A 23,022-nucleotide genomic window follows, 5' to 3' on the forward strand; every position below is an offset into this window, starting at 1 on the left:
GACCGCAGGGCGCCCCGTGGGTATTTCCGGGGCCTTTTCGGAAAGGCTCCGTGGACATACCTTCTCGGTGCTGTCCAGTCGTTTTCAGCCGCACTGCGGCGGATTCTCGCCAACCACCCGGTCATGGTTGCGGATCAGTCGGAGCGCAGCGGTAACTTCTAGTAGCCGCCGCCACACCGGGAGCACACGGCTCCTCGGGACTCGCGGCGCGAGGGAGTAGTGAACCCGCCGTCATCCGGCGTGGCCTCTCCTTTCGCCTCTCTGGCACGAACTCCCTTGGTGTCGACACCACTTCCCTGTACTCAGTCCTGCGACGCGGAGCTGCGGCATGACCGAAACACTTCTGAGCACCACTTTCAGTACCTTCCAGGCGCTGCCGTTCTCCGACCGCTGCCACCGGGTCTGGCAGCGCGGCGACCATCTGCTGATCGGGGTCAGCCCGGGCAACAGCTACTTCAGCCATCTACGGATCGCCCAACTCGTGCGCTGGGGGCGCCAGTTCTTCGACTCGGTGGATGTGGTCCACGCAGACCTGCACGTGGACACCCAGTTCGCCGCGTTCGGCTATCCGGCCGACCAGGCCCGTCGCCGGGCGGCCAAGGAGACCAAGACCACCCGGCGGCGGATCGAGCGCGGGGTCGAACTGGCCGGCCGGTCCAGGGTCGGGGTGCACGCGCTGTCCGAGTTCGCGGACACCGCGGCGTACCGGCGGCTGTCCGGCGAGGTGGCCGGTGCGCTGGCCGAGGACGAGGACTTCCGGCTGGCCACCGAGGGGATGGCGGCCGGCTTCCTGGCCGCCAGGCTGCCGGAGGGCGAGGCGCCCTCGGCGGACCAACTGGCCGCCGGGGTGGCTTACATAGCCGCTGAGCTGCCGTTCTTCCTGGACACCCCGAGCCTGCTGGACGTGCCGTCCTCGGTCTCCTGCTACCACGTCGAACTGCCGCTCACCCCGGTCCTGTTCGGCCGCGACCAGGGCCTGCGGGCGGTGCCAGGGCAGGGCTACGCGGTGGTCCGGCCGAGGGCCGTACCGCAGGTGCCGCAGGTCGCCACCGCCGCCTGACCCTGACCAACCCTCAAGAGGAGCAACCCCGATGACCACGAGTGCACAGCGCGAGTTCACCTTCCCCCTGTCCCGGCGCGGCGACGTGCTGCCCGAGGAGGCCACCCTGCTGCGCGAGCAGCAGCCGGTCGCCAAGGTCACCACGCTGACCGGCGACCCGGCCTGGCTGGTGAGCAGCTACCACCTGGCCAAGCAGGTGCTGGAGGACGAGCGGTTCAGCCTCAAGGACACCGCCAACCCGGGCGTGCCGCGCCAGTATGCGCTGACCATCCCGCCCGAGGTGGTCAACAACATGGGCAACATCAACAGCGCCGGGCTGCGGGACGCCGTGATGAAGACCCTCTCGCCGCGCGCCGACAAGGAGTTGGCCGGCTGGCTGGAGGCCGAGGCGCACCGGCTGCTGGACGAGCTGGAGCAGCAGGGCCAGCCGGCCGAGCTACGGGACGGCTTCACCGAGCCGTACTCGGCGGCCCTGCACTGCCGGTTGCTGGGCATCCCGACCGACGACTGGCGGCGGCTGATGGGCGGGATCGACGTCGCGTTCATCACCAGCCCGGCCACCTTCGAGGGGTCCACCCCCAACTGGTACAAGGACCTGGGCTACATGCTCGGCAAGCTGAACGCCGACCCGGAGCCCAAGGACGGGCTGCTCGGCCGGTTCGCCGCACTGCGCCGGGAGCGTGCCGACCTGGAGGACGACGAGCTGCTGGCCACCGTCGCGCTCTCGCTGTTCGGCGCCGGGGCGGTCTCCACCTCGTCCTTCCTGCTGCACGCGATCATCGCGCTGGCACAGCGGCCTGAGCTGGCCGAGCGGCTGCGGCAGGAGCCCGCGCTGATCGGCCGGGCGGTGGACGAGCTGCTCCGCTACAACCTGTCGATCGGTGACGCGCTGCCCCGGATCGCGCTGGCGGACGTCCAGGTCGGCGAGGTGCTGGTCCGTCAGGGTGAGCTGGTGCTGGTGCTGATCGAGGGCGCCAACTACGACCCGGCGGTCTTCCCGGACCCGGAGCGGATCGACTTCGACCGGGCGGAGAACCCGCACCTGGCCTTCGGCGCCGGGCGGCACTTCTGCCCGGCCTCCGCACTCGGCCGCACCCACGCCGAGATCGCGCTGCAGGTCCTGGTGGAGCGGCTGCCCGGGCTGCGGCTGGCCATCCCGGCCGAGCAGCTGGCCTGGCGGCCCGGCTTCATCAAGCGCCTGCCGGAGCGGCTGCCGGTGGTCTGGTGAGCCCCCGGCCCGCCGGAGGGTCTCAGCCGAACAGCACCGATCTGACCTGCTCCCAGACCGCCGGATCGGCGGCCACCAGGAGCCCGTCCGTACCGCCGGGCGGTTCCGGCCGGTAGCTGCTGCCCCGCCTCGGTGACCAGCAGCGAGCCGGGGGAGTGATCCCACGGCAGGGTCCGCCAGTACAGGATGAACTCGGTATCCCCGTCGGCGATCTGCGGGTACTCCATGCCCGCCGAGCGCAGGCCGACGCCGGTCTTTCCGAAGACCCGGACGGCGCTCTGCATCCGGTGGTGCTCGGCCGGGTCGAGGAAGCGGCTCTTCACCGAGCCGCGCCACTTCTCGGGCGCGTCGGTGACGGCGGGGCGGGTCAGCCGGTGCCCGTCCCGCCAGGCGCCGGCGCCCAGCTCGGCGGCGTACGCAGTCCCGCTGACGGGCTGCCAGATCCAGGCGGCGACGGTCTGCCCGGCGCGGACCAGCGAGGCCATCACGGCGAAGTCGGGGCGGCCCGCGACGAAGTTGGAGGTCCCGTCCACCGGGTCCACCAGCCAGACGGCGGGTTCGGAGCGGAGCGCCTCGGCCAGGGACGGGTCGGCGGCCACCGCCTCCTCGCCGACCACCGGGACGGGCAGCAGCTCGCGCAGGCGGCGGGAGATGATCACCTCGGCCTCCCGGTCGGCGATCGTCACGATCTCCCCGGGCGCCTTCTCGATCACCTCGCCGGCGGCCAGTGCCCGGAAGCGCGGCTCGACCACCTCGGCCGACGTCTCGGCGAGGATCTCGGCCACCTTCTCCATCAGCACGTGCGCGCTCCCTTCGCTGGGTACCACTCTCGCACGTCCCCCAGGCCCCGACCTGCGGCGCCCCACCGACGAGGCAGGTCGGGGCCCGGCGGGTCAGCCGAGAAAGTGGAATCCCGGCCGAGGGTGCATCAGGAACTCGTGGTGCGAGATGTTCCAGGCGTACGCCCCGGCCATCGCGAACACCACCCGGTCACCGGCCCGGAGCTCCGCCACCGGGATGTCCGCCGCCAGCACGTCCTTGGGCGTGCAGAGCTGCCCGGCCACGGTCACCCGTCCGGTGGTCACGGCGGGTCGCTCCCACGGGTGCGGCCAGTCGGGCACCGGGAGCACGCTGAACGGCTGGTCGTGGCCTCGGGTGGCGGGGGTGCGCAGGTGGTGGGTGCCGCCCCGGACGATCGCGAAGTCCTCGCCGTGGCTCTGCTTCACGTCCAGCACCTCGGTCGCGTAGTAGCCGCAGTACGAGGTCAGCGCCCGGCCGGGCTCGATCCGCAGGGTCAGCCCGGGGTGCCGGTCCAGCAGCTTCGCCAGCCCGGTGCCGAAGGCCGTCCAGTCGAAGCGGGCGGCCGGGTCGGCGTAGTCCACGGCCATCCCGCCGCCGACGTTGACCTCCTCGAGGGTGATCCCGTGCCGCTCGGCCAGCGCCAGCGACCACCCCACCACCTGCTCGGCGACCGCGAGTTGGGCCTCGGCCGCCAGTCCGCTGGCCAGGTGGGCGTGTACGCCGACCAGCCGCAGCCGTTCGAAGCCGGGCTCCGCCAGCAGCCGCACACAGCGGTCGACCAGCGCCGGGTCGAGGCCGAAGGAGGTCGGCCGGCCGCCCATCGCCAGCTTCACCGAGTCGAGCGAACCGTCCGCCACCGGCAGGTTGGCCCGCAGCAGCACCTCCACCGGGCCGTCGGCGAGCGCGGCGAGCATCCGCAGCTCGTGCTCGCTCTCCACGTGCCAGCGCCGCACCCCGAGCCGCAGGGCGGAGGCGATCTCGGCCGGGGTCTTGCCCGGGCCGCCGAAGGCCAGCGGATGATCCGGCACCGCTGCCCGGACATGGGCCAACTCGCCGCCGGAGGAGACCTCGTAGCCGTCCACGGCGGAGCCGAGTGCGGCCAGGACGGCCGGCTCGGGGTTGGCCTTGGCGGCGTAGTACAGCTCGACCCGCTCGGGCAGTGCGGCCCGGACGGCGGCGGCGTGCTCGCGCAGCGCGGACAGGTCGTAGACGTAGAGCGGGAACTGATCGGGTGCCAGGTCATTGATCAGGGCGTCGAGGGACATCAGGCGCTCCAGCTCAGGGCCAGCACGGATTCGCCGAGCGGCGAGGGCAGCGGGACGTACCCCGCCTCCCGGTCGGCCTTGCGCTCCCAGCGGGTGAGCAGGTTGGCCTTGGCGGGCAGCGGCACCCCCGCGAGCAGCGCGGCCAGCCGGGGCGGGCAGCCGTGTGCGTCGCCGAACTCGCCGAGTACGGTGCGCAGTTCGCCCCAGAAGGCGGTCTCGAGGGGCGGGTGCTGGTCGGCCAGCGCGGAGACCAGCTCGGACAGGTGGTTGACCACCAGGCAGTACACCACCCGGTCCCAGCCGCGCTGGGCGTCGTAGGCCATCGGCCCGGCCACCTCGGGCGGCAGGGCGGCCAGCAGCTCGGCGTTCCGCTCCGGCAGCAGCTTGGTGCCCTCCAGGTCGCGGAACAGTACCTGGGCCGGACGGCCCCGGTCGTCCACGCCGAGCACCACGTTCTGCAGGTGCGGCTCCAGCACCACGCCGTGCTCGAAGTACGCGGCCAGCACCGGCGGCACCACCAGCCGCAGGTAGGCGCCCCACCAGTCGAGTGCCCCCGCTGGGCCGGAGTCGCCCAGCAGGGCGCCGATCTGTGCGGAGCTGGTCGGGTACTCGTCGGCCACGGCCGCCGCGAGCAGCGCGGTGACGCCGGGCCGGAGCTTCTGCTCCAGTCCCTCCCGGACGATCAGGCCGAAGCCCTCGAAGAGCGAGTTGTCCACCACGCCGTCCGGGCCCGGCAGGGCCAGGGTGCGGAAGGCGGGCTCGCGCAGCATGGCCGCGTCGGGATACTGCTCGGCCAGCTTCGCGAACGGCTCGGCCAGCAGTCTGGTCAGGGTGACGGCGCCGGTCAGCTCGTAAGCGGCGTTCTTGCGCACGCAGTTGGTGATCCGGACGTTCAGGCTGAACTTCAGGAAGGCGCCCGCACCGTGCAGGGTGCGCACCGAGGCGGTGGCGGTGAACGGCACTCCCCGCTCGCCGAGGTCGATCACGTCGCCGCGCTCCAGTGCGGCGGTCAACCCCGGGTGGTCGCAGAGCAGTTCGTACTGCCAGGGGTGGGAGGGCAGCAGGGTGTAGCCCTCCGGTACCTCGCCCAGCGAGTCCAGCAGCGCCAGCGCGTCCGGGTCGGCGGTGTCCTGGGCGACGTACTCGGTGCGCACCGCGAGGTGGCGCAGGCGGAACACGGCACGGGCCTCGGGGGCGTAGTCGTCCCAGGAGCCGCGCTCGGCGTAGCGGGATTTGGGGGCCGGGTGGAAGCGGTGGCCGAACAGCAGCGCCTGCTCGGACTCCAGGTAGCGGTCCGGCCCGGGGGCGGTCCGGCGGTCCAGTCCGTGGGCCACCCCGGCGCGGCTGGAGGTCAGCTGGGTGAGGAACTCCTCGTTCCGCACCCCGGTGCGCAGCGTCAGCTCGGCCTGGACGTGTTCGGCAAGCTCCTGCCAGCCCAACTCCCGCCAGCCGTCCGGGCCTTCCTCGAAGACCGGGCCGGTGAAGCGGTGCGCGCCGGTGAGCGAGGTGCGGCGCAGCGCGATCCGCAGCGCGACGCCCCGGCGGGGCAGGCGCAGGTGCAGTCGGCCGTCGACGATCGCGGTCTGGTGCTCGGGGCCGGAGACCTCACGGAGCAGGCAGTTGAGCAGGGTGTGGGTGACGGCGTGATCCGCCGTGGGCAGCGTGGTGGGCCCGGCGTCGGCCGGGGCGATGTCGATGTCGATCGAGGAGGGCATCACTTGCTCCTGCGGGAGAGGAGGACGAGGGAGGCGGCGACCAGTGCGGCCACGGTGCCGGTCAGCACCGGGGCGGTCGGACCGAAAGCGCTGTTGACCAGCGCGGCGACCACTCCGGCGGCGACCGCGCCGCCCTTGGAGACGAATTCGAGTGAGCCGAACATCCGGCCCGGGGCCCGCCCGCGGCATGCCTCGGCGGCGAGCACCGAGAGGCAGACCAGACCGAGGGTCAGGCCGACGCCCAGCAGCAGCCGGGCGAGGGTGAAGGTGAGCAGGGAGCCGGCCGGGCCGTGTGCGGCCAGGCCGAGCGCGACGAAGCCGAAGCCGATCGCCAGGCCGGTGCGCGGCCGCTCCAGGAAGCGGGTGTGCACCCGTCCTGCGGCGGCCAGGTAGCACAGGTGCGGCAGTGCGAAGAGCAGGCCGGTGACCGTGCCGGAGACGCCGGGCAGCTTCTGCTCCACCAAGGCGACCAGGTACGGGAAGGAGATGATGGTGGAGAAGACGAAGGCGAACTCGACCGTGTAGAGCAGCTTCAGCGATCCCGGTACGACGGCGGCGGGCGGCCGGCCCGTCGTGCTCGGCCGGACCGGCCTGGACGGCTCGGGCAGCAGGGCGAGCAGCCCGGCGGCGAGCAGTGGGAGGACGGCCATCAGCAGATACTGCCGGTGCGGGGATATCCAGGGCGAGAGGGCGCCGACCAGGATCGGCGCGGCCACCAGCGAGGCCCGGGCGCTGCCCTGCATCAGGGTGAGCGCCTTGGACAGCTGGGGGCCCTCCAGCGCGGCGGCCAGGTAGCCGTTGGTGGCGGCGAAGGTGCCGCCGAGGAAGCCCTGCAGCACCAGCGCGACGGTGAAGGCGGGCAGGCTGTCGGCCCAGCCGGCGAGCAGGAACGAGACGGTGAGCCCGAGTTGGGCCCGGAGCAGCAGCCGCTTGCGACCGAACCGGTCGGCCAGCCGGCCCCAGAGCGGGGCACCGAGGCCGCTGAAGACGGTCGGCACGATGTAGAGCACCCCGGCCCAGCTGCCGTCCTGGTCGCCAAGACCGGGCAGGATCTGAGTCAGGAACGGCGGCAGGCCGAGCGCCGCGAAGGAGGCGACGAAGTAGCAGGCGGCGATCGCGTGCACCTGGCGGCGGTCCAGCCCCTCTGGTGCCGGGACGGTCATCGTGCGCTCGGCTGCTGCGGTGCTCATCAGACCTCCAGGCGAAGGTAGTTCGGTCCGCTGGTGTAGTGCTTGTTGATGTCGGCTGCGCCGGAGCGTTCCTTGCTGAGCAGCGATCCGGCGGTGACCATCGCCTTCACCGGCAGCCGCTCGGCGTCCAGCAGGGCGGCCCGCAGCGAATCACCGGCCGGGCCGAGCCGCCCGATCGAGCGCTCGAGCTCGGCGCGCAGCAGGCCGAGCAGCTCGGCCAGCGGGGCTCGGCCGTGCGCGGCCAGACCGAAGGCGAGCGAGGCGGTGCACAGGTGGCCGGTGATCGTGGTGAACAGGTCGGTGAGTGCCAGGTCGTTCTGTGAGAAGACCCTGGCATCGTCGAACTCGCCGACGAAGGAGCCGAGTTCACCGATCCGGTCAGTGTTCACCCGGGGGCCGTCGTTGTCCTTGTAGAGCAGCCGCAGCCGGGTCGTGCCGTCCACCAGGTCGAGCACCAGCGAGGTGTTCTGCTGATGCGACTCCAGGGCGATGCCGTAGCCGAACAGGGTGCCCTGCCAGTCCAGCAGCAGCGCCAGCAGCTCGCGGTAGAAGGTGGTCACCGAGCCGTCGTAGAACCGGTCGGCCAGCAGGTCGACGACCAGCCCGCCGGGCGCCGGGGCGAGCAGTGCGGCCAGCGGCACCGTCAGGGCGTGTTCCAGGCCGGCCGGGTAACGCCGGACCAGCACGGCCAGCAGCTCGTGGCCGGTGTGCGCGTAGCCCTGCTCGTCGGCGTGCAGGATCCGCTCCGCCAGGCGCGGTTCGCGGGCCAGTACGGCCTCGAACAGCCGCTGTCCTGCCGCGCCGTCCTCCAGGGTGCCCGGCTTGATGGTGCGCCGGTTGCGCAGGCCGAGGGTGGCGGTGGTCAGCGGCAGCTTGAGGTGCCACTCGGGGTGCTCGGCCAGGGCGACGGTGCGCATCGACAGGGTCGGCACCACCTCCAGGTGGCCGCGCTCGGCGAGCACCGCCCCCGGTACGGCGGCCAGCGCCTCCCGGGCGCTCAACGGGTGGACCGGGACGGCGAGGTGAGTGTCGGTCAGCTCGTTCAGCCCCAGCTGTGCCAGGCTCGGCCACCAGTCGGGGCGCGGCCCGATGGTGTCCACGGCCAGTGCCCCGGCCGGTACGGCCAGCCAGTTCAACTCGAAGCTCGGGTGGAACTCCGGTGCGTAGCTGCGCAGTTCGTCCTGACTCAGGCCGGACCGGCCGCGCGCGGTCGGGTACACCGGGTGGTCCAGGAAGGCGGCCAGGGTGTCGAAGCCGAGCGAGCCCGCCAGGCCGGTCCAGTCGGCGGGGTGCTCGCCGTGCCGGAGCGCGAGCAGGTCGTGCACCTGGCCCTGGATGTCCGCGTGCAGCTCCATGGTGGCCAGGGTCTGCCGGCACTCCTCGGCGAAGGCCGGGTAGCCGTCCCGGTCCTGCGGATCGGCCAGCTCGGCGAGGTGGGCCAGCATCTCGGGGAGCTCGGTGACCTGCTGGTCCTCGACCGTCAAGAGCGGGAGCCGGGCGGTCAGTTCGCTCTGGAAACCGTCGGTCACGACCGGCAGCGCGAGTGTCCCGGCCACCAGCCAGCGGCCGTCGGGACGCTCTTCCACGGTGCTCTGGGTACGCAGGCCGAGCACGTCCTCGCGGAGCAGCGCGCCGAGCACCCGCAGGGTCAGCTGCTCGGCCTGGCCGGAACGGTCGACGCTCATGCCGAGATCTCCCAGCGGTTGGCCGCGATGAACCCGGCGACCGCGCTGTCCACCGCCGCCTGGTCGGTGCCGACCGCCCAGATCACACCCAGGTAGTCGCGGTTGGTGCCGTAGTGGTCGTGCCGCTCGCCGACCGGACGGAACGGGCGGTAGCTGAGCCTGACGCCGTCCCGGTCCTGGTCGAAGGCCTCAGGAGCGGAGGTGAGCACCCCGGCCCGGTCGGCGCAGACCGCCTCGTTGCGGGCCCGGCCGTCGGTACGGGCGCCGAGGTCGGCGGGCAGCGGCACGCCCAGGTGGGCGCGCAGCACGTGCTCGAAGAACGGGATCTCCAGCAACTGGGCCAGCATCAGGTCGCACTGGTCGCCGATGGCCCGGTAGTTGATCTCGATGATCCGGGCCCGGCCGTCCTCCTGCACCACGAACTCGGTGTGGCAGGCGCCGAGTCCGACGCCGACGGCGTCGAGCTGGGCGAGCACCTGCTCGGTCACCGCCTGTGGGTGCGCGGGGACGAACTCCAGCACCTCCTCGATGAAGTTCGGCGGCGGCGAGAGCCGGGTCCGGAAGCCGCCGAGCACGTGCCGGGCGGTGCCGTCGCCGAGCGTCTCCAAGGTGTGCAGCTCACCGGCCAGGAACTCCTCGACCACCAGCGCCGTACCGGCCCGGCGTTCGCGGATCGCGGCCACCCGTCCGGCCAGTTCGGCGGCGTCGGCGACCAGCGCGACGTCCTCGCTGGCCACGCCCTCGCGCGGTTTGACCACACAGGGGAACGGCGGGTCCAGCTCGGCCGGGTCCTGACCCGGGGCCAGCTCGCCGGACCAGACCGCGTCCAGCCCGGCGGCGGCCAGGTGGCGGCGGAACTGGGCCTTGTTCTTGGCCCGCAGGGTCGCCTTCCAGTCCTTGCCGGGCAGCCCGAAGTACTCGGCGGCCAGCGCGGTCTGGGTCTGCAGATGGTCGCTGTTGCTGAACACCGCGTCCGGGGCCTGGAGTTGCGAGATCAGGCCGATCACCTCGCGGTGGTCGTGCACCGCGCACTCCACCACCTCGGGCGCGAACTCCCGCCCGGCGTAGGCCTTCCGGTGTGCCTCGGGGGAGTCGGTGAGCACCGTCACCGACAGACCCAGCCGCGCGGCGGCGGGCAGGAAGCCGTCGGTGACGGAGTCGGTGGGGTTGAGCGCGAGCAGGTACATCCGCATGACGAGGTGTCCTCTGGTGTGGTTCAGGAGGGCCGGGGGCGCCGTACGCCCCCGGCTCCGGGGACTACTTGGGCGCGTCGACGCCGGCGGCCTTTGCGATGTCGCCGAGCATCTGCTCGGCGGCCTGCACGCCGATCCCGGACATCCAGGTCTCGTCCGGCACGTTGAAGACCTTGTTGTTCTTGACCGCGGTCAGGCCCTGCCAGACGGGGGTGGCCTGGACCTCGGCCTGCTTGGTCTTGGTCGGGTCGGTGGCGACGGTGACGAACACCAGGTCGGCGTCGGCCTGGTTGATCAGCTCGGGGCCGACCTCGAGCATCGCCTTGTTGACGTCCTGCGGGGTCGGGCGGGCCAGCCCGGTGTCCTGGAGCACCACGCCGCTGAACGAGTCCTTGGCGTAGAGGCGGGTCGGACCTGCCACGAAGCGGACCACCGAGGCGGTCGGCACCTTGCCCGCGTTCTTCTCGGTGATGGCCTTGCCGAGCTTGGCGGCCTTGGCCTCGTAGTCGGCCAGCGCCTTCTTGGCCTCGGCCTCCTTGCCCAGCGCTTCGGCGTGCACGGCCAGGTTGGCCTTCCACGGGAAGCCCGTGGTCTCCGTCATCACGGTCGGGGCGATGGCGTTGAGCTTGTCGTAGACCTTCTCGTGCCGGACCTTGGAGGTGAGGATCAGGTCGGGCTTGAGCGAGGCGATCAGCTCCAGGTTGGGCTCGTTGCTCGGGCCGACGTCCTTGGTGCCGTCCACCTTGCCCTTGAGGTACGCCGGGAAGCCGCCCTCGGTCTTCAGGTGCGGGGCCACCGCGCCGACCGGGGTGATGCCCAGCAGGGTGACGTCGTCCAGCTCGCCGCTGTCCAGCACCACGACCTTCTTGGGCTTGACCTTGATCTCCGCGGTGCCCATCGCGTGCTTGACGCTGCGCGGGAAGCCGGCGTCCGAGGACTTCGCGGCCTCGTTCGAGCTGCCGCTGCTGCCGCAGGCGGCGAGCGAGACGGCGAGCGCGGTGGCGAGCAGGACGGCGGGGAGTCTGCGCAGGTGGGTGGTGGGCTGAGACATGGTCAGGTCCTTGCTGTGTGGTGTGTGCAGGCAGGTTGGAGCGACCGGTCGCCGGGGCGGAAGCCCGGGCCGGAAGATCTTGAGGTGGTGTCAGGCGCGGGGTGGGCGACGGCTCCTGGCCCGGGGGACGACCAGCGGGGTGCCGGTCTCCGGGTCGGGGACCACCAGGCAGGGGACCTGGAAGACGGCCTCGACCAGCTCGGCGGTGAGCACCTCGGCGGGCGGTCCGGCGGCGGCCAGCTTCCCGCCGTCGAGCACCACCAGGTGGTCCGCGTACCGGGCGGCCTGGCCCAGGTCGTGCAGCACCATCACCACGGTGCGCCCGGCCTGGTCGTGCAGGTCCGCGACCAGGTCGAGCACCTCCAGCTGGTGCCGCAGGTCGAGGAAGGTGGTCGGCTCGTCCAGCAGCAGCAGCTCGGTGTCCTGGGCCAGCGCCAGTGCTATCCAGGCGCGTTGGCGCTGGCCGCCGGAGAGCTGGTCCACCGGCCGGTCGCGCAGCTCGGCGGTGCCGGTGCGGATCAGCGCGTCCTCCACGGCGGCCTGGTCGGCGGCCGACCAGGGGCTGAGCATCCGCTGGTGCGGGTAGCGGCCGAGCCGTACCAGCGACTCGACGGTGACCGCCTCCGGGGTGACCGGCTGCTGCGGCAGCAGGCCGAGCCGCTTGGCCAGCGCCCGGGCGGACATCCGGTGGATGTCGGCGCCGTCCAGGGTGACGGTGCCGGCGGCCGGGGCGAGCAGCCGGGTCAGGCCACGCAGCAGGGTGGACTTGCCGCAGGCGTTCGGGCCGACGATCGCGGTCACCGAGCCGCCCGGCAGGGTCAGGTCGAGGCCCGCCACGATGGTCCGGTCGCCGTAGCGCAGGTCCAGGCCGGTGGCCGTGAGCTGATTGCCGCTCAGCTGCGCGGCGGGGGTCAGTTGATCGGTGGTCACGACTCACTCCTCTGGGGCGGCCGCCCCTGGCGGATCATCAGCACGAGCAGCCAGGGCGCACCGAGGGTGGCGGTCACGGCGCCCACCGGCAGGCCGTGGATCGGCAGCAGGTTCAGTACGGCGTAGTCGGAGCCGAGCAGCAGCAGGGCGCCGGTGAGCGCGGTCAGCGCGAGGGTGGCCGGGGTCGGCGGACCGGCCAGCAGCCGGACCAGGTGCGGTACGGCCAGCGCGACGAAGGCGACCGGGCCGCACAGCGCGGCGGCCATCGAGGCCAGCACCACCGCGAGCAGCAGCAGGCCGAGCCTGGCCCGGTTCGGGTCGAGGCCGAGCCCGCCCGCCGATTCGTCGCCGAGGTCCAGCACCGCGACCCGGCGGTACAGCAGGAAGACCGCGAGCACGGTCAGCAGGATTGCTGCGCCGCCGAGTCGGAGCTCGGTCCAGTTCCGGCCGTACAGCGAGCCGGTGGTCCACTGCAGCGCGGAGGAGGCGAGTTCGGCCGGGAACCGGACGATCATCAGGTTGACCGCCGCCGCCAGCCCGTACTGCACGGCCAGGCCGACCAGCACCAGCCGGTTGACGGCCATCTTGGAGCGCCAGGCGAAGGCCCCGAGCAGCAGCGCGGCCAGCATCCCGCCGCCGAGCGCGGCCAGCGGGACGAACGCCTGGCTCGCGCCGAGCGCCAGCATCAGCACCGCGCCGAACGAGGCGCCGCCGGTCACCCCGACCACGTCGGGGGAGGCCAGCGGATTGCGGAAGAGCCGCTGGAGCAGCGTGCCGGAGACCGCGAGCCCGGCCCCGGCGATCAGCGCCGAGACCACCCGGGGCGCGCGGAACTCCTGCACCACCAGGACGTTGCCCGGATCGCCGAGGCCGACCAGCGCGCGCAGCGAGTCCAGCAGCGACAGCTCGATCTGACCGGTGCTCAGGGCCAGCCCGGTGAGCAGGACCAGAGCGATGGTCAGGCCTAGGCCGAGCAGCAGCGAACGGCGGCGCCGCCGGGCGATCGCGCCGGTCTTCCTCGGGAGGCCGGTGACCGGCAGGACGGCGGTCACCGGGCGGCCTTCCGGGCCAGCAGGGCGAGCATCGGGGCGCCGAGGAAGGCGGTGACGATGCCGACCTCGATCTCGGAGGGCCGGACCACCAGCCGGCCGAGCACGTCGGCGCCGAGCAGCAGCACCGCTCCGCCGAGCAGGCAGCCGGGGATCAGCCAGCGGTGGTCGTTGCCGAGCAGCGGGCGGACCAGGTGCGGGGCGGCCAGCCCGACGAAGGCGATCGGCCCGGCCACCGCGACCGCCCCGGCGGCCAGAAGCACCACCGCGAGCCCGCCGACCAGCCGGATCCGGACCACCGGCACGCCGAGCGACTGGGCGGCCTCGTCGCCGAGCGCCAGCGCGTTCAGGGCGGGGGAGACCAGCAGCGCGATCAGCAGGCCGGCCAGGATCAACGGCAGGACGGGGGTGAGCACTTCGAGGTTACGGGTGCCGATCGAGCCGGCCAGCCAGAACCGGGCCTCGTCCAGCGTGCGGTGGCTGGCCAGCATCACCGCGGAGGTCCAGGAGGTCAGCACGGCGGTCAGCACGGTGCCGCCGAGGGCGAGCCGGACCGGGTCCAGGTCACCCGAACGGCGGGCCATCGCGTACGCCAGTACGGCGGCGGCCGCGGCGCCGACGACGGCGAACCAGACGTACTGGAGCGGGTGGGTGAGCCCCAGGGTGAAGATCGCCACCACCACCGCGAGGCTGGCGCCGGCGTTGATGCCGAGCGTGGTGGGCGCGGCGAGCGGGTTGCGGGTGACACCCTGCGCGACCGCTCCGGCCACGCCGAGGGCGGCGCCGACGGCCACTCCGATGATCGTGCGCGGGACCCGCAGGCCCCGTACGACATCGGCGTCCCCGCCGGTCAGCTGCCCTGAGAGGGCGTCAAGCACGGTTCCCAGCGGGATCGGCCGCGATCCCAGCGCCAGGCTGAGCGCCGCGCACAGCGCGAGCGCCGCGAGCCCGGCGAGCAGCAGCAAGGGTTGCCGGTACGTCGCCGTGGTCCGCCGCGCCGGGGCTGTGGACTCCGGTTGTTCGGTGGTGAGCACGAGGCAGAAGCTTAGGTTAGGTTTCCCTAAGTTCTCAAGTCGCTCGCGGATTGAGCGAAAATTTCCCAGCTGCCTATAAGGTGAGCCTCACCTTATTCGATCTAGAGAGTCGGGGTGTCCCGGATGACGGCCGTCATGGTCTCGCCGGACGAGTGGTTGGCCGAAACCTATCGGTCGGTGATCAGCACCTGTGGCACGCTCCGGGTCTCCTTGCACACAGGATCGACGCCTGGTCAGGGTTGGCTGCGGCTCACCGAGCTGACGTCGGGTCTGGATGCACTGGTCGCCGGCGAGGCGGCCAGGATCGAGGCCGAGCACGGCACCGCGCCGCGCACCCATGTGGCGGCCTCCCGCCTGCTGCACCACTACCTGTGGTCCGCGGGGCTGCTGTTCAGCGGCCCCTGGTACCTGACCGGCGAGCTGCCGGTGCTCCGGCCCGAGGACGTCTGGATCGAGATCGCCACCGGCGATCTGCTGGTCCGTCCGAGCGGCTCGGCCCCGGCCGACGAGGCCGGGCTGCGGGCGGCCGTGGCGGCCCATGTCGAGCCGGTGCTGACGGCCTTTCAGCCAATCGTGAAACGCGGACCCCGGGCGCTCTGGGGCATGGTGACGGACGATCTGATCTCCGGAATCTGGTATCTCGGCCGGATGCTCGGCGAGGAGGAGTACGCCGTCCGGGTGGCCGAAGCCGTCCTTCCGGGTGACACCGCCCCGCTCCCCGGCGCCGCCGACTTCCGTCGGCTGGCCGGCACCGAGGGCCGCAGTCACCTGACCAGGACCAGGCTCGGCTGCTGTCTCTACTACGCGGTCAAGCCGCCGGAGGCGTGCGTCACCTGCCCGCGCACCTGCGACGCCGACCGGGTCCGCAAGTTGGAGGCCTGACCCGGGGTCAGGAGACCTGGACCGGCTCCGCCGCCGGTGCGCTCGCGGCCACCCGCCGGTAGCGCCGTGAGGTGGCGGTGGTGGCGGCCAGGGTGAGCGCGGCCAGCGCGGCCGTGCAGGTGATCCAGAACGGCGCGGTGGTGCCGTGCCGTTCGGCGAGCAGGCCCGCCAGCAGCGTGCCGCCCGCCTGGGCCAGCGTGATGCTGGACACCAGCGCGGCCATCGCCTCGCCCAACCGGGCGGCCGGGACGGTCCGTTCGACCAGGCCGAACATCGTGATCATCTGCGGTGCGATCGCCACCCCGAGGCCGCCGATGGCCAGCGCCAGGCCGCCGACGCTGCCGACCGCGAGCAGTGGCAAGGACACCGCGAGCAGCAGCCCGGTGGCGACCCGGAGCCGCAGCGGCAGGTCCCAGCGGGCCGGCAGCGCGACGGTGGCCACCCCGGCCAGGGCGCTGGTGCCGCCCATCAGCCCGTAGATCAGCCCGGCCGCGCCTGGCTGCCCGAGCGCCTCGGTGGTCGCGGTGACCCCGACCTGGACCGAGCCGAAGCAGGTGCCGAGCAGTGCCATCCCGGCCAGCAGGAGCAGGTACGGGGTGGTCAACAGCCGTCCGGCGCCGCGCTGTTGGGCCGGATTCCCGGGGGCGGCGGTCGGATGCAGCGCGAACAGGGTTCCGCAGACCGCGACCAGCCCGGCACCCAGCAGCAGCCCGGCGGCCGGGTCCACCAGGGCGGCCAGCAGGCCGATCACGGCGGGGCCCGCGGTGAACGAGATCTCGTCGATGGTGCCGTCCAGCGAGAGCGTTGCAGAGGTCAACTCGGCCTCGCCGCCTGCCAGTCGGACCCAGCGGCTGCGGGAGAGCGGCCCGACCGCCGGGACCGACAGGCCGATCAGGGTGGCCGCCGCCAGTTGCTCCGGCAGCGGACGCCCGGCCTCCGAGGCGAACACCAGGGCCAAAATGGCCAGCGTGTTGACGGCGGCTGTCGCCAGGCCGACCCGTCGCTGGCCGTGCCGGTCGGCCAGCCGCCCGACCAGCGGGCCGCCGACCGCCTGACCGATCGCCAGCAGCCCGGTGGCGGCCGAACCGCGCCAGACGCTGCCGGAGTTGTGGGTGACCAGCAGCAGCGCCCCGATCGGGCACATCGCGTTCGGCAGCCGCCCGAGCGCGGACCAGAGCAGCACCCGGCCGCCGGTCAGTCTGGCGGCGGTCCTGAAGGCGGTGAACACGGCCAAGGTGGAGCTCCCGTACGGACCGGGCTCGGGGTGCCCGCCTCCCGTCCGCCGGCCCTGACAGGTGATCATTCTGCGGGTGAGTCTTGACCGTACGGTGTGCGCGACGCCCGCCGGAAGGGTGGCTTCGCCCAGGGTGTCGGTGCGGTCACGGTGCGGTACCTGTAGGACCGGCCAAGTGGTCAGAGGTGCTGCTCCAGCACCGCCTGGTACTCGGCGGCCACCCGCCGGTCCATCGCCAGCGTGAACTGCGCGTCCGCCACCGTCCGGGCCAGCGGCCGCAGTCGGTGCACCTGCTCGGTCAGCCGGGCGGCCTCACCGGGCGTCAGCTCTTCGGCCCGCTCCAGTGCGCCGAGCAGCTGATCGCGGATCAGCGAGGTGAAGACCTCGGCGACCGAGTCCGCGTACTCCTGCGCCTTGCGGCTCGCGGCCAGTACCGCGCCGAGCGGGATGCCCTCGGCCACCAGGGCGGTGGTGGCGTCCATCAGCCGGCGGCTGACGTGGGTGATGCCGTCCTCCTCGACCGTGATGTAGCCCTGGTCGATCGACTCGGCGGTGTTGTGGTCGGTGAGCTGGTCGCCGAAGGCGCGCTCCAGTTCGGTCCAGCTCAGGTGCACCGGGGTCTCGTCCGACCAGGGTGCGGTGATGGCGGCCTTCAGGCCGATCAGCCCGGCGACGTCCTGGCCGTTCTCGCCCGCGCCGATCAGCTCGGCGATGCCGCCCAGGGTGTGGCCACGCTCCAGCAGCTCGCCGATCATCCGCAGCCGGGTCAGGTGCCGCTCCCCGTACCAGGCGATCCGGCCCTCCCGGCGGGGCGGCTGGAGCAGCTTGCGCTCGCGGTAGAACCGCAGCGTCCGGGTGCTGATCCCGGCCGCTGCGGCCAGCTCCTCGACCCGGTACTCCCGGTGCTCCTCGATCTCCACGGCGCCCAGCATAGGACCCGGGCTGCCGAAACCGGCTCGGTCGGGCTTCTTCCACTCGGTGTCAGCAAGGACTACCCTGCCAATCGCGCCAGCAATCACTGGCGCGGTTCTAATGGACAGGACCAAGCCCCAGGAGGCCGACGCATGGCAGCCAGCCCCAAGCGCACCAAGCAGCGCCCGACCGAGGGGACCCCGCACGTCCGGGTCGCCGTGGTCGGTTCCGGATTCGGCGGCCTCGGTGCCGGGGTCCGGCTGCGCCGGGCCGGGATCACCGACTTCGTGATCCTGGAGAGGGCCGACTCGGTCGGCGGGACCTGGCGGGACAACAGCTACCCGGGCTGCGCCTGCGACGTCCCCTCGCACCTGTACTCCTTCTCCTTCGCGCCCAACCCCGACTGGCCGCGCAGCTTCTCCGGCCAGCCGGACATCCGGGCCTACCTGGAGCGGGTCACCGACACCTTCGGCCTCCGCCCGCACCTGCGGTTCAACGCCGAGGTGACCGAGCTGCGCTGGGAGCAGGAGCACACCCGCTGGCGGATCAGCACCGCCGCCGGCGACTGGACCGCCGACGCCGTGGTCTCCGCCTCGGGCCCGCTGGCCGACCCGCAGATCCCGGAGCTGCCGGGCCTGGCCGAGTTCCCCGGCAAGGTCTTCCACTCCTCGCGCTGGGACCACGACTACGACCTGACCGGCAAGCGGGTCGCGATGGTCGGCACCGGCGCCTCGGCCGCCCAGATCATCCCGCAGATCCAGCCGAAGGTCGGCAAGCTGACGGTCTTCCAGCGCACCCCCGCCTGGGTGCTGCCGCGCCGCGACCGGGAGATCTCGGGGGCCGAGAAGTGGCTGCACGCCAAGCTGCCGCCCACCGGTACGCTCCGCCGGGCCGCCCTGTTTGCCCTCCGCGAGATGCAGGTGGACGCCTTCGTCCGGCGTCCCGGCGCCCTCAAGCTGATCGAGCAGCTCGCCGTCCACAACATCCACAAGGGCGTCGCCGACCCGGAGTTGCGGGCCCGGCTGACCCCGGACTACCGGATCGGCTGCAAGCGCATCCTGCTCAGCAACACCTACTACCCGGCGTTGGCGGCCGCCAACGCCGAGGTGGTCTCCGCCGGTCTGACCGAGCTGCGCGGCTCCACCCTGGTGGCCGCCGACGGCAGCGAGCACGAGGTCGACGCGATCGTCTTCGGCACCGGCTTCCACGTCACCGACATGCCGATCGCGCACCGGGTGTTCGGCATCGACGGGGTGAGCCTGGCCGAGGAGTGGAAGGGCGGCATGGAGGCGCTGCGCGGCTCCACCGTGCGCGGCTTCCCCAACCTGTTCTTCGTGATCGGTCCGAACACCGGCCTCGGCAACAGCTCGATGATCCTGATGATCGAGTCCCAACTGAACTACCTGATCGACGCGTTGACCACCCTGGCAGCCCTGGGCGGCGGCGCCCTGCAGCCCACCGCGCGAGCCCAGCGGCAGTGGAACCTCGAACTCCAGCACCGGATGAGCCGCACCGTCTGGTCCACCGGCGGCTGCCGGAGCTGGTACCAGGACGAGGGCGGCAAGAACACCGTGCTCTGGCCCGCCTCCACCAGCAGCTTCCGCCGTGCCACCCGCAGGCTCGACCTGGCCGAGTACGAGGTCATCCGGCAGACCGCCCCCGTCGCCGAGGAGGCACTCGCATGACCGACTTGCCCGCCGACTGTGTCCTGCCCATCCCTGAGGCGGAGTACCGGATCCGCTCCGCTGACGGCCACTGGATCCACGCCGCCGCGTACGGCCCCGAGGACGCGCCGTTGGTGGTGCTCGCCCACGGCTGGACCTGTTCCACCCGGTTCTGGGCCCCGGTCATCCACCAACTCCTGCCCGACCACCGGGTGGTGGCGTACGACCAGCGCGGCCACGGCCGCAGCGACATACCGGCCACCCCGGCCGGGTACTCCACCGACAAGCTGGCCGACGACCTGGCGGCCGTGCTCGGCGAGGTCGTCCCGGCCGGCGGCCAGGCCGTGCTGGCCGGGCACAGCATGGGCGGCATGACCATCATGGCCGCCGCCGACCGGGCCGAGGTGGCCGACCGGACCGCCGCCGCCGTGCTGGTCAGTACCGGCCCCGGTGACCTGCTGGCCGAGCTCGCGGTACTGCCCGCCGCGATCCGAGGTGGCCTGCGCCGGTTCCTGGGGCGGCAGTTGCTCCAGTCCAGGCTGCCGCTCGGCCCGGTCAGCCCGCTCACCCGGGCGGCTCTCAAGTACGCCACCATGGGCCCGGCCACCCCCGCCGACCGGGTCGAGGCCAACGCCCGGATCGTGCACGCCTGCCCGGCCGGGGTCCGCTACGGGTGGTCCCGGGTGCTCGGCAGCCTCGACCTGTACGCCCAGCTGGCCAAGCTGGCCGCCCCCACCGCCGTGGTGGTCGGCAGCCACGACCGGCTCACCCCGCCGGTGCACTCGCACCGGATGCTCGCCGCACTGCCCGCCCCCGAGGGCCTGCTCGAACTCCCCGGCGTCGGCCACATGTCCCCGGTCGAGCGCCCCGCCGAGGTCGCGGGCGAGATCCGCCGCCTCGTCAACTCCCATCTGCCCACTGCCCAGAAGGTCGCCGAATGAGCCCGCAGCTGACCGGTCAGGTCATCGTCGTCACCGGCGCCGCGAGGGGTGTCGGCGCCCTGATGGCCCGTAAGCTCGCCCAGCGCGGCGCCCGGCTCGCGCTGGTCGGCCTTGAGCCCGCCGAGCTCAAGGCGGTCGCCGCCCAGTGCGGACCTGACGCCTCGTACTGGGAGGCCGATGTCACCGATCTGGCGGCGCTGCGCAGCACCGCACAGGCGATCCAGGAGCGGTACGGCCAGATCGACACCGTGGTCGCCAACGCCGGGATCGCCATCGGCGGGCCGCTGGTGGACAGCGACCCGGGCGCCTTCGACCGGGTGATCCAGGTCAACCTGCTCGGTAGCGTCGCCACCGCCAGGGCCTTCCTGCCCGCGCTCACCGAGAGCCGGGGCTACCTGCTGCAGATCGCCTCGCTGGCCGCGATCACCCCGGCCCCGCTGATGGCCGCGTACTGCGCGAGCAAGGCCGGGGTCGAGGCCTTCGCCCACTCGCTCCGCGCCGAGGTCGCCCACCAGGGCGTCAAGGTCGGTGTGGGGTACCTGAGTTGGACCGACACCGACATGGTGCGCGGCGCCGACCAGGACGAGGTGCTGCGGCAGATGCGGGCCAGGCTGCCGTGGCCCGCGAACAAGACCTACCCGCTGCCACCCGCCGTCGACCGGCTGGTCGCGGGCATCGCCCGGCGCTCCGCCCACGTCTACGCCCAGCCCTGGCTGCGCGGTATGCAGCCGGTCCGCTGGCTGCTGCCGTCCCTGATCGCGGCGGTCGGCGCGCGTGATGTGGCCAAGCTGGCACCGCAGTTGAAGGCCACCGCGGCCTCCAGGCTGCGCCCGGTCGGTGCGGGCGGCGAGGCCGACACGACGGCGCGCAGCACGTCCTGACCCGGCCCGTACGCACCGAAGCCCCGCCCAGGATGTGGGCGGGGCTTCGGCGTTACCGCGTGCGGGACCGTCAGCCGAGGATGGCGAGGGCCTCGTTGAAGGTCGCCGAAGGACGCATGATCGCGGCGGCCTTGGCGGCGTCGGGCTGGTAGTAGCCACCGATGTCGGCGGGCGAGCCCTGGACGGCGATCAGCTCGGCCACGATGGTCTGCTCCTGCTCGGCCAGGGTCTTGGCCAGGCCGGCGAAGGACTGGGCCAGCTCGGCGTCCTCGGTCTGCGCCGCCAGCTCCTGGGCCCAGTACATGGCCAGGTAGAAGTGGCTGCCACGGTTGTCGATGCCACCGAGGCGGCGGCTCGGCGACTTGTCCTCGTTGAGGAAGGTGCCGGTGGCCCGGTCCAGGGTGTCGGCGAGCACCTGGGCGCTCGCGTTGCCGGTGGTCTGCGCCAGGTGCTCGAAGCTCGCGGCCAGCGCGAAGAACTCGCCCAGGCTGTCCCAGCGCAGGTAGTTCTCCTTGACCAGCTGCTGGACGTGCTTCGGGGCGGAGCCGCCCGCGCCGGTCTCGAACAGACCGCCACCGTTCATCAGCGGCACGACCGAGAGCATCTTGGCGCTGGTGCCCAGCTCCAGGATCGGGAACAGGTCGGTCAGGTAGTCACGCAGCACGTTGCCGGTCACCGAGATGGTGTCCTCGCCGCGGCGGATCCGCTCCAGCGAGAAGGCGGTGGCCTCGACCGGGGAGAGGATCTCGATCTGCAGACCCTCGGTGTCGTGGTCGGCGAGGTACTGCTTGACCTTCTCGATCAGCACGGCGTCGTGCGCACGGGTCTGGTCCAGCCAGAACACCGCCGGGGTGCCGGTGGCCCGGGCCCGGGTGACGGCCAGCTTGACCCAGTCCTGGATCGGCAGGTCCTTGGCCTGGCAGGCGCGGAAGATGTCGCCGGCCTGGACGGCCTGCTCCAGCACGACCGCGCCGGTGGCGTCGACCAGGCGGACGGTGCCCGCGGTGGCGATCTCGAAGGTCTTGTCGTGGCTGCCGTACTCCTCGGCCGCCTGCGCCATCAGACCGACGTTCGCCACCGAGCCCATGGTGGCCGGGTCGAAGGCGCCGTGGGCGCGGCAGTCGTCGAGGACGACCTGGTAGACACCGGAGTAGCTGCTGTCCGGCAGCACGGCCAGGGTGTCGGCCTCGGCACCGTCCGGGCCCCACATGTGGCCCGAGGTGCGGATCATGGCCGGCATCGAGGCGTCGACGATCACGTCGCTCGGCACGTGCAGGTTGGTGATGCCCTTGTCCGAGTCGACCATCGCGAGCGCGGGGCCCTCGGCGAGCTCGGCGTCGAACGAGGCCTTGATCTCGGCTCCCTGGGGGAGCGCGGCCAGGCCGTCGAGGATGCCGCCGAGGCCGTTGTTCGGGCTCAGCCCGGCCGCGGCCAGCACCTCGCCGTAGGCGGCGAAGGTCTTCGGGAAGAAGGCGCGGACCACGTGGCCGAAGATGATCGGGTCGGAGACCTTCATCATGGTGGCCTTGAGGTGCACCGAGAACAGCACGCCCTCGGCCTTGGCCCGGGCGACCTGGGCAGCGAGAAACTCGTTCAGCGCGGCGGCGCGCATGACCGAGGCGTCCACGACCTCGCCTGCGAGCACCGGCACCGACTCGCGCAGCACGGTGGTGCTGCCGTCGGCCGCGAGCAGCTCGATCCGGAGCGAACCGGCCTCGGCGACCACCGTGGACTTCTCGGTGGAGCGGAAGTCGTCGGCGCCCATGGTGGCGACGTTGGTCTTGGACTCGGCCGTCCAGGCGCCCATCCGGTGCGGGTGGTTCTTGGCGTAGTTCTTCACCGAGGCGGGGGCGCGGCGGTCGGAGTTGCCCTCGCGGAGCACCGGGTTGACGGCGCTGCCCTTGATCTTGTCGTACCGGGCGCGGACGTCGCGGTCCTGGTCGGTCTTCGGGTCGTCCGGGTAGTCCGGCAGCGCGTAGCCCTGGGCCTGCAGCTCGGCGACGGCAGCCTTGAGCTGCGGGATCGAGGCCGAGACGTTCGGCAGCTTGATGATGTTGGCGCCCGGCGTCTTGGCGAGCTCGCCGAGCTCGGCGAGGGCGTCGGCGATCCGCTGACCCTCCTCGAGGAACTCGGGGAAGCTCGCGATGATGCGCCCGGCCAGGGAGATGTCGCGAGTCTCCACACTGACGCCCGCTGTCGAGGCGTACGCCTGGACCACCGGCAGGAGCGAATACGTCGCCAGGGCCGGGGCCTCGTCAGTGTGCGTATAGATGATGGTCGAGTCAGTCACCGGTGCTCCGCTCCATG

Annotated in this window: 18 protein-coding genes and 1 pseudogene; 6 read left to right on the forward strand and 13 right to left on the reverse strand. The window is 72.5% G+C overall.

From position 1 onward, the window contains the following. The first annotated feature begins 328 nt into the window (after positions 1–328). Together ASC99_RS34460 and ASC99_RS34465 are read left to right on the forward strand one after the other, a co-directional pair. A complete protein-coding gene (locus ASC99_RS34460) occupies positions 329–1,060 on the forward strand; it encodes a tRNA-dependent cyclodipeptide synthase (RefSeq protein ID WP_057239575.1) in 732 nt (243 codons plus the stop codon). Between the two features lie 31 nt (positions 1,061–1,091). Further along, positions 1,092–2,288 carry a cytochrome P450 gene (locus ASC99_RS34465; protein WP_057239576.1) on the forward strand — a complete coding sequence of 399 codons (1,197 nt, stop codon included), beginning with the start codon at positions 1,092–1,094 and terminating at the stop codon, positions 2,286–2,288. Between the two features lie 182 nt (positions 2,289–2,470). On the opposite strand, the pseudogene ASC99_RS41565 reads toward ASC99_RS34465, so the two are convergent. The 10 genes and pseudogenes from ASC99_RS41565 to ASC99_RS34510 form a co-directional block, all read right to left on the reverse strand. Beyond that, positions 2,471–3,082: pseudogene (locus ASC99_RS41565) on the reverse strand (inositol monophosphatase); the annotation flags it as partial. Between the two features lie 99 nt (positions 3,083–3,181). Beyond that, the gene (locus tag ASC99_RS34470) at positions 3,182–4,354 is read right to left on the reverse strand and encodes a type III PLP-dependent enzyme (protein WP_082598870.1); all 1,173 of its coding nucleotides are present in this window, start codon (positions 4,352–4,354) and stop codon (positions 3,182–3,184) included. Further along, complete coding sequence (locus tag ASC99_RS34475) at positions 4,354–6,069, reverse strand: IucA/IucC family siderophore biosynthesis protein (protein WP_057239578.1); 1,716 nt, start codon at positions 6,067–6,069, stop codon at positions 4,354–4,356. Before ASC99_RS34475 ends, ASC99_RS34470 begins: the two co-directional genes overlap by 1 nt. Then, positions 6,069–7,259 (reverse strand): MFS transporter, encoded by a 1,191-nt coding sequence (locus ASC99_RS34480; protein ID WP_057239580.1) that lies wholly within the window; start codon positions 7,257–7,259, stop codon positions 6,069–6,071. The genes ASC99_RS34475 and ASC99_RS34480 overlap by 1 nt, the downstream gene beginning before the upstream one ends. Beyond that, the gene (locus ASC99_RS34485; RefSeq protein WP_057239582.1) at positions 7,259–8,944 is read right to left on the reverse strand and encodes an IucA/IucC family protein; all 1,686 of its coding nucleotides are present in this window, start codon (positions 8,942–8,944) and stop codon (positions 7,259–7,261) included. The genes ASC99_RS34480 and ASC99_RS34485 overlap by 1 nt, the downstream gene beginning before the upstream one ends. Then, positions 8,941–10,137: an acetyl-CoA carboxylase biotin carboxylase subunit family protein gene (locus ASC99_RS34490; protein WP_057239584.1), complete on the reverse strand. Its 1,197-nt coding sequence runs from the start codon at positions 10,135–10,137 to the stop codon at positions 8,941–8,943. Before ASC99_RS34490 ends, ASC99_RS34485 begins: the two co-directional genes overlap by 4 nt. 64 nt (positions 10,138–10,201) lie before the next feature. Then, positions 10,202–11,188 (reverse strand): ABC transporter substrate-binding protein, encoded by a 987-nt coding sequence (locus tag ASC99_RS34495; protein WP_057239586.1) that lies wholly within the window; start codon positions 11,186–11,188, stop codon positions 10,202–10,204. Positions 11,189–11,278: 90 nt separating this feature from the next. Then, on the reverse strand, positions 11,279–12,118 hold the full coding sequence (locus ASC99_RS34500; RefSeq protein ID WP_369824401.1) for an ABC transporter ATP-binding protein: 840 nt from the start codon (positions 12,116–12,118) through the stop codon (positions 11,279–11,281). Next, complete coding sequence (locus ASC99_RS34505) at positions 12,115–13,170, reverse strand: iron chelate uptake ABC transporter family permease subunit (protein ID WP_235502951.1); 1,056 nt, start codon at positions 13,168–13,170, stop codon at positions 12,115–12,117. Before ASC99_RS34505 ends, ASC99_RS34500 begins: the two co-directional genes overlap by 4 nt. After that, positions 13,167–14,132 (reverse strand): iron ABC transporter permease, encoded by a 966-nt coding sequence (locus ASC99_RS34510; RefSeq protein ID WP_235502970.1) that lies wholly within the window; start codon positions 14,130–14,132, stop codon positions 13,167–13,169. Before ASC99_RS34510 ends, ASC99_RS34505 begins: the two co-directional genes overlap by 4 nt. A gap of 192 nt (positions 14,133–14,324) precedes the next feature. Here ASC99_RS34510 and ASC99_RS34515 point away from each other — a divergent pair, with 192 nt between their 5' ends. Continuing rightward, a complete protein-coding gene (locus ASC99_RS34515; protein ID WP_200948505.1) occupies positions 14,325–15,083 on the forward strand; it encodes a (2Fe-2S)-binding protein in 759 nt (252 codons plus the stop codon). Positions 15,084–15,090: 7 nt separating this feature from the next. Here the strand turns inward: ASC99_RS34515 and ASC99_RS34520 are convergent, their stop codons facing one another. Both ASC99_RS34520 and ASC99_RS34525 read right to left on the reverse strand, forming a co-directional pair. Next, positions 15,091–16,311 carry an MFS transporter gene (locus tag ASC99_RS34520; protein WP_369824410.1) on the reverse strand — a complete coding sequence of 407 codons (1,221 nt, stop codon included), beginning with the start codon at positions 16,309–16,311 and terminating at the stop codon, positions 15,091–15,093. Between the two features lie 185 nt (positions 16,312–16,496). Further along, positions 16,497–17,237: a MerR family transcriptional regulator gene (locus tag ASC99_RS34525; RefSeq protein WP_369824400.1), complete on the reverse strand. Its 741-nt coding sequence runs from the start codon at positions 17,235–17,237 to the stop codon at positions 16,497–16,499. Between the two features lie 144 nt (positions 17,238–17,381). On the opposite strand from ASC99_RS34525, the gene ASC99_RS34530 reads away from it, so the two are divergent. The 3 genes from ASC99_RS34530 to ASC99_RS34540 are packed head-to-tail and all read left to right on the forward strand — an operon-like array spanning position 17,382 to position 20,715. After that, positions 17,382–18,914, forward strand: coding sequence for an NAD(P)/FAD-dependent oxidoreductase (locus tag ASC99_RS34530; RefSeq protein ID WP_057239595.1), 1,533 nt, complete (start codon positions 17,382–17,384; stop codon positions 18,912–18,914). Next, positions 18,911–19,834, forward strand: a complete 924-nt coding sequence (locus ASC99_RS34535; protein ID WP_057239597.1) for an alpha/beta fold hydrolase — start codon at positions 18,911–18,913, stop codon at positions 19,832–19,834. The genes ASC99_RS34530 and ASC99_RS34535 overlap by 4 nt, the downstream gene beginning before the upstream one ends. Continuing rightward, positions 19,831–20,715 carry an SDR family oxidoreductase gene (locus ASC99_RS34540; RefSeq protein WP_057239599.1) on the forward strand — a complete coding sequence of 295 codons (885 nt, stop codon included), beginning with the start codon at positions 19,831–19,833 and terminating at the stop codon, positions 20,713–20,715. The genes ASC99_RS34535 and ASC99_RS34540 overlap by 4 nt, the downstream gene beginning before the upstream one ends. A gap of 70 nt (positions 20,716–20,785) precedes the next feature. Here the strand turns inward: ASC99_RS34540 and ASC99_RS34545 are convergent, their stop codons facing one another. After that, the gene (locus ASC99_RS34545; protein ID WP_057239601.1) at positions 20,786–23,005 is read right to left on the reverse strand and encodes an NADP-dependent isocitrate dehydrogenase; all 2,220 of its coding nucleotides are present in this window, start codon (positions 23,003–23,005) and stop codon (positions 20,786–20,788) included. Positions 23,006–23,022 lie beyond the last annotated feature (17 nt).

This window comes from Kitasatospora sp. Root107, assembly GCF_001424875.1.
Classification (GTDB): domain Bacteria; phylum Actinomycetota; class Actinomycetes; order Streptomycetales; family Streptomycetaceae; genus Kitasatospora.

Excerpts from the sequence above, each read along its gene's own strand:
- ASC99_RS34460 (WP_057239575.1), top strand. The coding sequence starts at position 329 with ATGACCGAAACACTTCTGAGCACCACTTTCAGTACCTTCCAGGCGCTG.
- ASC99_RS34465 (WP_057239576.1), top strand. The coding sequence starts at position 1,092 with ATGACCACGAGTGCACAGCGCGAGTTCACCTTCCCCCTGTCCCGGCGC.
- ASC99_RS34470 (WP_082598870.1), bottom strand. The coding sequence starts at position 4,354 with ATGTCCCTCGACGCCCTGATCAATGACCTGGCACCCGATCAGTTCCCG.
- ASC99_RS34475 (WP_057239578.1), bottom strand. The coding sequence starts at position 6,069 with ATGCCCTCCTCGATCGACATCGACATCGCCCCGGCCGACGCCGGGCCC.
- ASC99_RS34480 (WP_057239580.1), bottom strand. The coding sequence starts at position 7,259 with ATGAGCACCGCAGCAGCCGAGCGCACGATGACCGTCCCGGCACCAGAG.
- ASC99_RS34485 (WP_057239582.1), bottom strand. The coding sequence starts at position 8,944 with ATGAGCGTCGACCGTTCCGGCCAGGCCGAGCAGCTGACCCTGCGGGTG.
- ASC99_RS34490 (WP_057239584.1), bottom strand. The coding sequence starts at position 10,137 with ATGCGGATGTACCTGCTCGCGCTCAACCCCACCGACTCCGTCACCGAC.
- ASC99_RS34495 (WP_057239586.1), bottom strand. The coding sequence starts at position 11,188 with ATGTCTCAGCCCACCACCCACCTGCGCAGACTCCCCGCCGTCCTGCTC.
- ASC99_RS34515 (WP_200948505.1), top strand. The coding sequence starts at position 14,325 with ATGACGGCCGTCATGGTCTCGCCGGACGAGTGGTTGGCCGAAACCTAT.
- ASC99_RS34530 (WP_057239595.1), top strand. The coding sequence starts at position 17,382 with ATGGCAGCCAGCCCCAAGCGCACCAAGCAGCGCCCGACCGAGGGGACC.
- ASC99_RS34535 (WP_057239597.1), top strand. The coding sequence starts at position 18,911 with ATGACCGACTTGCCCGCCGACTGTGTCCTGCCCATCCCTGAGGCGGAG.
- ASC99_RS34540 (WP_057239599.1), top strand. The coding sequence starts at position 19,831 with ATGAGCCCGCAGCTGACCGGTCAGGTCATCGTCGTCACCGGCGCCGCG.